Here is a 10,082-nt window from a genome sequence, read left to right on the forward strand (position 1 = left end):
TGGGCATCAGGGCAACCTAAGAATATCGGAAGCTGGATGCGTATAAATACGCACGTCCAGATTTAACAGAGAGGTGCGGGGTGTAATAGCCCCCATCGACTCTACCAATTCCAAGATATGCTTCACTTAAAACCATGACTCCGTAGTTTTGTCTTGCGTACTGAAATCCTAAAACTGCCTCCTGGCAAAGAGAAACACTCTTTTCTTGGATGAGAAACTCTCATGACAGACGATGAATTTGATTATTGGTGTAAGCAACAGCAACTAACGGCATCTTGCAAAGACTTAATCGCCGCAATTCGTGCTGCCCCACCTTCTCGCAGAGTACAAGGACGCGCCAAAAACGTTAGTGGAGTTTACCCTAGCCGTAAAATGGGTCAAACCATTCAATTTGAGAGCCACACAGTAGAACTGTGGGCGATTTATCAAATGGAACATGACCCCCAGGTGTTAGAGTTCTATGATCAACCACCGCCATTTAAAATTCAGTACCAAAACCAAAACGGGCGAAAAATAGGTCATTATCATACCCCAGACTTCTTCGTACTGCGTCCAAGTGGTGCAGTTTGGGAAGAATGGAAAACCGAAACCGAATTAAAACGACTAGCCCAAAAATACCCTTCACGCTACCAAAAAACTGAAACTGGTCATTGGCATTGCCCACCAGGAGAAGCTTACGCCGCATCATTTGGACTCAAATACCATGTTCGCACTGATACCGAACTAAATCCCATATTCACTCAGAACCTAATGTTTTTAGAAGACTACTTTAGGTTCAGTGCCAATATCCCCCACTCCATTACAGAACAAATCTCTTCAGCAGTTCAAGCCACCCCAGGAACAACCATTGCTGCCACACTTGCAAGCATACCTGGAGTGCGTGCTAACGATATTTACGCCTTGATTGCCACAGAGCAACTCTACGTAGACTTGTATGCAGTTCCCCTAGTGGAACATTGGCGAGTTCAGCTATGGGCAGACCAACAAACCCATACTGCTCATACACATTTAGCCATAGGAACAACTGGGCATCATCAACAAATCACTTCTCCCACAACACTTTTGCCTAACACCTTATTAGTCTGGGACGCACAACTTTGGACTTTAGTTAACTTGGGCGAGAAGACAACCACACTTTTACCCGAAGTTGGGCAACCAATACAATTGCCCACAGCATTTTTTCTGCAATTATTTGATAGTGGCACTATCAACATTCATACTTCAGAAACACACGCAACCATCAATGAAAAAGTGCGTGAATTGATGGATGCTGCCTCGCCTACGGATCTAGAAAGAGCCAATCACAGATTTCATCCAGTACAAGCATATTTCCAGCACCGCACAGACATATATAAGGACATACCTCAAAGCACATTATCCCGATGGGTCAAACAGTTTCGGGAAGCCGAAGCCACTTTTGGTTGCGGTTATGTTGGTTTGCTGCCGCGTACTGCTAGTAGAGGAAATCGCCAACCCAAAGCACCAACGGATGCAAGCAAATTATTAGATCAATTTATTACCGAACATTTCGAGACACCAAGACAAGCTCCCGCAGCTTCCGTTTATCGCGCCTATACAAGAGCCTGCGAAAGAGCCAACATCCCCCCACTGAGTCAGCGCACATTTTATACTCGGCTAAAAAAGCGTCCAATCCATGAGCAGACTTTAAAACGTCAGGGAGCAAAAGCCGCATACGCAACCGAACCAATTGTTTTAGAACTAGCTAAAACAACTCCCAGGCATGGAGACAGACCCTTTGCCATTTGCCATCTTGACCACACCCAACTCGACATCGAATTACGCTCTCAAGTAACTGGTCGGAACTTAGGACGACCTTGGCTGACATTACTGATTGATGCCTACTCCCGACGTATCTTAGCAGTTTATCTTACCTTTGACCCACCTAGTTACAGGTCTTGCATGATGGCACTACGGTTGTGTGTCCAGCGTGAGGGTCGTTTTCCCCAATCCGTAGTTGTAGATGGCGGCAAAGAATTTCATAGCGTTTACTTTGATACCTTATTAGCACGTTACCACTGCATCAAAAAGACAAGACCCGGAGGTAAACCCCGTTTTGGCTCAGTAGTTGAACGATTATTTGGCACAACCAATACAGAATTTATCTTTAACTTACTCGGCAACACCCAAGCCAGTAAGCAGCCACGTCAATTGACTTCATTTGTTGACCCCAAACAACTTGCCGTTTGGACATTGGCAGATTTATATACCTACCTGTGTGAGTGGGCATACACCATTTATGACACAAGCGTACATGATTCCTTGGGTGAGACACCATTACAAGTTTATACCGACGCAATCGCTGCCACAGGGGAAAGGGAACACCGACGCATTGCATACAACGAAGACTTCCTCATGGCAACACGCCCTAGTACACCCAAAGGTAACGCTAAAGTCCAGCCGGGACAGGGAATAAAAGTCAATTATCTTTATTACTGGAACGATGCTTTCCGCAATCCGGTTGTCGAAAAAACCAAAGTCAGTGTGCGTTATGACCCTTTTGATATGGGTGTAGCTTATGCGTACCTGGAGGGAAGATGGGTCAAATGTATCTCCCAGTATTACAACACCTTTGCCGGACGCACGGAGAAAGAAGTGCTGTTAGCTGCCCAAGAAATTAGACAACAAGATAAGCGTAATGCTGTGAGTACAAATATCTCTGCCAAACGCCTTGCCGACTTCATCGCGGCGGTGCAAGAACATGAAACTTTACTCATGCAACGGTTACGGGATTTGGAAGCGGTTGGGGTTTTGGAGAACTTAACACCCAATACCGAAGGTGTACCTCAGTTCCCAAGAGTCAGCACTCTTGAGCCAGAGATGGAAGCACACAGTCAAGATGACAAACAATTGCCACCACTGCAAAACAACGTTCTATGAGCGGCGGATGCTGATAGATATTGATGCGGAGCAAACCTGGGAGAAGAAAGGGCGTGGGAGGACTAAAACAGCCCAGTTTAATGATTCGCCTGAACTGCGTCACGCATTAGAAGAAGCGATGACCAAGCGTGGTGTACGGGCAGTGATTTTGGATGAAGCACAGCACTTAATGAAGATTGGGACTGGTGCAAGTGCTGGTAAGCTTTTAGACCAGTTGGACTGGATTAAGTCCATGACCAATGTTACGGGTGTGCTACACATTCTGATTGGGACTTACGAACTGCTCAATTTCCGTAATTTGAGTGGTCAAGCATCTCGACGGGGACTGGATATCCATTTTCCGCGTTATTTGTATCAAAATGAACAAGACCGCCAGGATTTTCAAGCTGCATTATTGGCACTGCTGATGCAAATACCTCTGAATGTTGATGTCAAACAGCTAATGCAGGATTGGCTTTATTTTTATGAACGTTCCATTGGTTGTGTTGGGGTACTCAAAGACTGGCTCATCCGGGCTGTGGCGGCAGCATTGCATGATGGTCACGATACTTTGAATTTAGAACGACTGCATGAACATACTCTTTCCCTTGCCCAATGTGAGCGTATGGCTCTGGATACTACTGAGGGAGAACAAAAACTCTCTTATATGGAAAGTCGCCGTGAACATTTGTGGCATTTGCTACAGATAGGCATGGGTTCGACCTCTGTACCAAAAGCAGCAGTGGATTTATCCAAGGGCGCAGCAGATGTGGTTGCATCGCCAAAGAAATCATCTAAACCATCATCTCAAACAAAGCGGACTCGTAAAAAGCCCGTCAGTTCTACGATAGATGAAACGGCTTCCACGACACCAGATGAAATTCCTATCGAGCCAGCCCCCAAGAAAAAACAAACTCGTAAGAAGACGAAACCAGCTGATTCTTCAATTAGTGAGACACCACTAGAAACAAATATTACTCCGCCTCCCACGGATGCACAGAAGACAGATGAAAGACGACAACAACAGCAAACGCCTAAAAAGTCTTCGGGGCGTGTCGGACAACGTAAGCCCAAACGAGATACTGTAGAACAACAGTGAACATCAAAAAATTATTAGTGGAAAGAGCTATAAAATTCTCCACCTACCGTGTAATACATGGGAACCCATGCGTACTTTTTCAGTTTTTTACCCGTGTAATACTTGGTAAAAGGTTATTCTTGACTATCTCTTCCAAATAATCCGCTCGGCTATACCCGAAGCATTCAGCCGCTATACCCAATGCCTTCCACGTTTCATCGGTCAATCTCAAAGAGCGTACTTGACGATAATCATCGTTTTTGAGCGCAAACTTCCCTTGAATATCCCGTTTTAGCATAAACTCTACCGTGTAATACATCGTTAAGTTTATCCCTAACTGTGTATTACATGGAAGATTATTCTACTTTGACGCTGATTTCTGAAGCATAAAATGGTTAACTCTTTTTGAAGCATATCTTGAGCTAAAAGTTTATTTTATGATTCAAATCACATCTATTTCAGATGAAAATCAGTCAGAGCAAGGGTTACAGAAACCCTCACGAACTCCTCAGAAACAACTCACGATCTCTTTTGAAGAGATCGTGAGTTGTGATTCTTCCACGCCAAACGAAAATTCGCACCGTGAGGAGACGGCTGACGCGCCTTTTGGAGGCGCGTCGCCTCAGATTGTGGAAGGCGTGGAAGAAAAGGAAGAGTTACCTACGGTAACGGACTGTACGACGCTGGCGCTCGTAAATACTGTACAGGGTGAACCCACTACGTTGTTAAATGAAAATCAAGACTTGGGTGTTGAGCCGAAAGCCACTCATGAAGGTGCTAATTCCGCCGCGCCTGTTGCCCCCGATTTTGAAAATTCAGTAATGCAAAGTGAGGAACCAGTAGGCCAAAGTCAACCCGCTCCGTTTTTGAATGAGAAACAAGATTTGGGTGTTGAGCCGGGAACCAGTCATGAAGACCATATTTCCGCCGCGCTGGGTGCTTCCGGTTTTGAAAATTCGGTAATGCAAAGTGAGGAACCAGCACAACATAACCAACCCACTCCGTTGTTGAGTGAGAATCTGGACTTGGGTGTTGAGCCGAAAGTCAGTCATGAAGGCAGTGGTTCTGCGCCGTCCGCCCCTGAGCCAGAAACACAACTTGACAAGTGGTCGAGTGAAGCGATCGCCCGAAGGCAGAAGGCTCGACCTTGGCGCATGGACAAATTGAAGATGGCGGGGCTGTTTCAAGAAAACCCAGGCTTAGATCATTGGTGACAAGTTAAGGAAAAGGGAAAATTGTCAAGGGTGGTATTTGTAGTGGTCAAAAGCATGGGAAATTCAGTCTAGACAAGTAATTGAGCGATTGAGTCCAGCTATGACCACCAGCAAAAAAACCAATAAAGACCACGCCAAAAAGAAACACAGACCAATGCTGGAAGACGAAGTAATTGCAGAGCAACTGGAAAAATTATTGACTCCAGCGATTACAAATCAAGAAAATTACTACCGAAAACTAGGACTCAGAGAACGGATACTGAATTTACCATTGATGATGGCTGCGGTGCTAACCTTGTTATGGCGAGATATAGCCGGAGTCAGAGAACTGACAAGAATGTTAGCTAGAGACGGTTTTCTGTGGTGTAATCCTACAAAAGTTAGTCAACAAGCTGTATCACAGAGATTTTTGACATTTCCATCAGAATTATTTGAAAAAGTATTTAAAGATTTACTGCCTAGTTTAAGAACATCTTGGCATAGTAGAAATAAACGACCGTCGCCATCCTGAACCGAATCGCACATAGCAAAACTTAAAGCTATATTAAGCAAGCTTTCAGCGTTTGAATATAATGTCGTACAGTGACAGCAAAATCTCCACCACAATCAAAATCACGACATACCACTCTACTCGCTGGCTACTAGTATGCTGCATGAACTCCAGTACCGTTTGTGCGGTTTGGCTTATTAGCTCTAGTTTGCGTTCCAAGGCATGGTGACGCTCCCGGATTTCATATTCATCCTCCAAGCGCAGATATAAGTTTTCTAACTGTGGCGATTCCCAGAGCAACTCTGGCTTATCGATAATCTCGACTCGACCGACTATCTTATGTTGAACTAACAACGTAGTCCCTAGTTGACGTAGTAATTCCCGACTCTGCTGCCTACTTCTGTTTTCACGTTGGAGACTAGCTGCGAACGGTTCAATTTGATCAAACACTGCGGCTATACTAATTTCATAGTGAGACAGCACAACACTCTTAGCGAGAACATCAGCCACAATCTGTAAGCGTTCTACACTCAATTCGCGCAGAAAAATCTTGCCTTCCTTGACTCGCTCACTCTCGACAAGGTTGAGATGAACTTCTACTTCTTCTGTTTCGGGATTGCTAAAAGAGTCACTAACTTGAGGGGATAGTTGGGTTAAAAAGGCTACTTTCTCCACAGGCGCAAGGTTAAACAGAACAACTGCACCATAACCAAGTAGCACCGCGCAACCTTGTTCAGCTACTTTCACCATTACTGGCATAGTCGCCAAGCAATCGTAGTTTTCTAATTTTTGTAGATTAATCTTCTTACCAAGAAATAGGGCTTGTGCTTTAAAACTATCTCTATCACTAAAAAGGAGTTTCTGCATTGTTGCCCTATGCTATGTTTTGCCTATTAATCTTTAATGGTGACAGTGCAATTGATACGGTATTGTTGGAGATTACCACAATCTCCGTTTACCCATCAACCTCTTCACCACTGCCAATAGATACGCTGGCATTCTTTTGACTTAGCTGGAAGTGCGATTACATCCCAAAATTTTAGAAAAACGAAGCGATGGGTAAAACCTCATCGCTTTGCTCTCATCACCCAACAATCCCAATCACCGCCGCTAAAACAGCCGCAGCGCGATCCCCAGTTGGTACAAATATCCGTTTGCGTCACTGGATGATTTCGATGAAGCACCCCATCGCTACAAGTCGATCAGCTAACGAGATGGCATCAACTAATTCCAAGCGAGGTTCACCAGCAATATAAGAGCGTCGTAAGGTTACGCCTCCGGGCAATTGCTGAGAGAATCCCTCGTTAAGTAGGAGTGAAATCAACTCTTGCGGACTCAAGATTTGATTCTTCAGCCCAAGCTGTTCAGTAACAGTCTGGATGTCGGAGGCATGAACCACTCGTCCTAGAATCTTCTGCCCATCACTTGTTTGCAATCGGAATACCCGGCTGTTCTTTTGTGGCAGAATTTTCCAGATAGGTAGTAGTATTCCTGTAACCAAATGCAAGTAATCAGTAGTGAATCTGGGCAGCGCGTCTACTTCCTTTGACCAAGCAGCAACAAACGCATCAGCCGAAACCTCCTTCCAAGTCGATGATTCTAACTTATCAACAGGTACACGAGTTTCTTTCTGTGGTCGGACAAGCAAAACCCGTGGCACAACACCACCATCACAGTCAAATATACTGTGTGTAGGAATTGACACAGCAACATTACCAGATTTGGAGTTGATCAAGAGTCGCCCTTGGTACTTGCCAGCAAATTCCAGTATTTCCTCAGCAGTTTTGATATTGTTCCGTTGAACTTGCTCAACTTTCAGGTAGTTAGTTACACTCCCGGTATCTGGGTGAGTATATACTGTTTGACTACTTTCAATCGAGAACCGTTCAGCCCGAAGCGTTTCTACTCCGATTTCAAAGACACCTGCGGCGATCGCAGTTTCAATTTGTTGACTCAACAACAGTTCAAAACGCTCGAAAATCACGTTCTGCATCCGGATAGTCAAAGCCAGCAGCCGATTGAGGAACTGTCGCAAGGGTGGGAGGTCGATCTTCATCCCGCCTTCATGAGATGTTAGCGATAGTCCAGTCATTTCCTCAAATTTACCCAAAGGCACTTCATATAATCGACCTTGGAATATCTGCTTGAACAGTTCATACAAGTTGAGTCGAGGGGGAGTATTATCTCCCGCCCCTCTCGTTTAGATCCGGACGTGCAACCAGGGTGATTATGTTTACCTAGAGCATTGAAAACTCGTTATCAAAAGCTAAGATCCAAAAAGTAAATCAATTGAAACCAGCAATGCCCAGCAAATTAATTGAGGTTAGAGAGTACACCGTTAGAGCGCACAAACGCACGATACATACTCGCACATTCAACTTCGTCTGTAAGCAATGTGAACAGATGACAAGCCGGGAGACATTTGGCCCACGTCCTCTGTATTGTGAAAGCTGCCGTCCGCCCCAGGCTCCTAAGAAGTCTGCCGCCGCACCTCCAAAGAAGGGCAAGCCGAGGGCTAAGACCTATAAAAGTGGCGTGGATTTTCAAAAATAGTTGGGAGGCGATCGCTATGGCGGGCGCTCTTTGTCATCGCTACTCAAAATTGGACAAAACAGAGCTATTCTTTGTTTTACAGTCCTATTGCCTTACTGGTAAAGTAATTTCAGGCTTTTAGAGAAAAATAGAAGAATGTCCCTCCAGCCAGACAGTGTAGGCATCTACTTGCACGAAATCTCTAAATATCCCATGCTGACTCCAGAGCAAGAGATTATTTTTGCTAGGCAAGTACAGCAGATGATCGCAGTACAGCAGCATCAACAACAGAGGCAAGAGCAACTAAATCGTCAGTTAACTTTGACAGAACTAGCTACTGACATGGGAAAAAGTGAAACTGAAGTATCCCAGATTCTGCGGTTAGGGCAGAAGGCCAAAGAAAAAATGATTGCGGCTAATCTGCGACTAAATAGTAGCGATTGCCAAAAAGTATCGGTGGAGTCAACTAGAATTTCTAGATTTAGTACAAGAGGGGTCAATTGGGTTGCAAAAAGCTGTTGAGAAATTTGACCCAAACCGAGGGTATAAGTTTTCGACCTGCGCTTACTGGTGGATTAGGCAAGAAATTACAAAGGCGATCGCTAACAAGTCCACCACCATCAGAACACCAAGTCACATGAATGACCGCTTGATTAAACTCAAAAAAGTACAACGAGAAAGAGCGAGAATGCTGGGGCGATATCCCACAATTACAGAAATAGCAGAATTTGCCGAGCTTCGCCCAGACCAAGTGAGAGAATGTTTGATAGCGTTTCGCCAGCCTTTGTCCTTAGATACGCCAATGGGACAAGAGGAGGAAGTTGATTTTTGGGAAATTTTACCTAGCGATGTTGCTTCCCCAGATGAATACCTAGACGAAGGATTAATGCGGCAAGATTTGGCGAATTGTTTGCTCACACTCAAACCACTGCAAAGGCAGGTGCTGATGTTGCGCTTTGGTTTGGGGAGTGTTGGCAAGCTCTCGACTAAACAAATTGCCGAAAGACTCAACATAAAACAAGCAAAAGTTGGGACGACTCAAAAACAGGCGATAAAAGTTTTGCATCGCCAGCAACCGCAGATGCGAGAGTATTTAGCTTGATGGCTGCTCTCTATATTGTGAGCAATGCCGTCCTTCTTAGCCTTTCAAGAAGTTTGCTGCCGTGCGTGTTAAAAAGGCTCAACCTGATTACAGTAGTAATAATGAACTAATAAACTAAGTTCATCCATGTTCTCACAATGGATTTATTTGACCAAAATTTAATCAACCAAATTCAAACCCAAGCACCGTTAGCCGCAAGGATGCGTCCACGAACACTGGATGAGTTTGTTGGGCAAGACCATATTATTGGCCCTGGTAGGTTGTTACGACGAGCAATCAGTTTAGACCAGCTATCGTCGCTGATTTTCTACGGCCCTCCAGGAACGGGAAAAACGACTCTAGCGCGTGTGATAGCCAATACGACTCGCGCTCATTTTCTGGCAATAAATGCAGTTCTCTCAGGTGTCAAAGAAATTAGAGCCGCGATTGACACAGCACAAGAACAACGTAAATTTCATAACCAACGTACTATTCTGTTTGTGGATGAGGTTCATCGTTTTAATAAATCTCAGCAAGATGCACTGTTACCCTGGGTAGAAAATGGGACGGTGATATTAATTGGTGCAACTACAGAAAATCCTTACTTTGAAGTTAATAAGGCTTTGGTAAGTCGTTCACGCATTTTTCAACTCAAAGCACTCAATGACGAGGATTTGTACAAAGTTGTAGAGCAAACCTTAACTGACGAACAAAGAGGTTATGGTCGCTTAAAAGTAAAAATTGATGATGAAGCGTTAAAGCACTTAGTAAATGTTGCTAACGGAGATGCGCGTTCACTACTAAATGCGT

The 10,082-nt window shown here is 44.5% G+C and carries 9 protein-coding genes and 2 pseudogenes; 8 read left to right on the forward strand and 3 right to left on the reverse strand.

Features of this window, described 5'->3' with window-relative positions:
• The first annotated feature begins 222 nt into the window (after positions 1-222).
• Complete coding sequence (locus H6G14_RS31805; protein WP_190572819.1) at positions 223-2,898, forward strand: TnsA endonuclease N-terminal domain-containing protein; 2,676 nt, start codon at positions 223-225, stop codon at positions 2,896-2,898.
• Positions 2,858-3,976 carry an AAA family ATPase gene (locus H6G14_RS31810; RefSeq protein WP_242054251.1) on the forward strand — a complete coding sequence of 373 codons (1,119 nt, stop codon included), beginning with the start codon at positions 2,858-2,860 and terminating at the stop codon, positions 3,974-3,976. The genes H6G14_RS31805 and H6G14_RS31810 overlap by 41 nt, the downstream gene beginning before the upstream one ends.
• Positions 3,977-4,061: 85 nt before the next feature.
• Here H6G14_RS31810 and H6G14_RS31815 read toward each other — a convergent pair.
• Positions 4,062-4,253: pseudogene (locus H6G14_RS31815) on the reverse strand (hypothetical protein); the annotation flags it as partial.
• Positions 4,254-4,392: 139 nt separating this feature from the next.
• Here H6G14_RS31815 and H6G14_RS33330 point away from each other — a divergent pair.
• Complete coding sequence (locus H6G14_RS33330; RefSeq protein WP_199326354.1) at positions 4,393-5,169, forward strand: hypothetical protein; 777 nt, start codon at positions 4,393-4,395, stop codon at positions 5,167-5,169.
• A gap of 154 nt (positions 5,170-5,323) precedes the next feature.
• A pseudogene (locus H6G14_RS31825) lies at positions 5,324-5,674 on the forward strand (IS4 family transposase); the annotation flags it as partial.
• 51 nt (positions 5,675-5,725) lie between these two features.
• Here the strand turns inward: H6G14_RS31825 and H6G14_RS31830 are convergent.
• Positions 5,726-6,526, reverse strand: a complete 801-nt coding sequence (locus H6G14_RS31830; RefSeq protein WP_190572821.1) for an RMD1 family protein — start codon at positions 6,524-6,526, stop codon at positions 5,726-5,728.
• Between the two features lie 292 nt (positions 6,527-6,818).
• Entirely contained in the window at positions 6,819-7,820 is a 1,002-nt protein-coding gene (locus H6G14_RS31835) for a strawberry notch C-terminal domain-containing protein (RefSeq protein WP_242054259.1), read from the reverse strand.
• Between the two features lie 140 nt (positions 7,821-7,960).
• On the opposite strand from H6G14_RS31835, the gene H6G14_RS33875 reads away from it, so the two are divergent.
• From H6G14_RS33875 to H6G14_RS31845, 4 genes are all read left to right on the forward strand, one after another.
• Positions 7,961-8,212 (forward strand): hypothetical protein, encoded by a 252-nt coding sequence (locus H6G14_RS33875; RefSeq protein ID WP_242054261.1) that lies wholly within the window; start codon positions 7,961-7,963, stop codon positions 8,210-8,212.
• A gap of 135 nt (positions 8,213-8,347) precedes the next feature.
• Positions 8,348-8,713, forward strand: a complete 366-nt coding sequence (locus H6G14_RS34295) for a sigma-70 factor domain-containing protein (RefSeq protein WP_338421250.1) — start codon at positions 8,348-8,350, stop codon at positions 8,711-8,713.
• Complete coding sequence (locus H6G14_RS31840; RefSeq protein WP_338421251.1) at positions 8,631-9,293, forward strand: sigma-70 family RNA polymerase sigma factor; 663 nt, start codon at positions 8,631-8,633, stop codon at positions 9,291-9,293. Before H6G14_RS34295 ends, H6G14_RS31840 begins: the two co-directional genes overlap by 83 nt.
• A 137-nt stretch (positions 9,294-9,430) precedes the next feature.
• The coding region (locus tag H6G14_RS31845) for an AAA family ATPase (RefSeq protein ID WP_190572823.1) at positions 9,431-10,082 on the forward strand (652 nt) is incomplete at its 3' end.

It is taken from the genome of Nostoc parmelioides FACHB-3921, from assembly GCF_014696625.1.
Taxonomy (GTDB): Bacteria; Cyanobacteriota; Cyanobacteriia; order Cyanobacteriales; family Nostocaceae; genus Trichormus; species Trichormus parmelioides.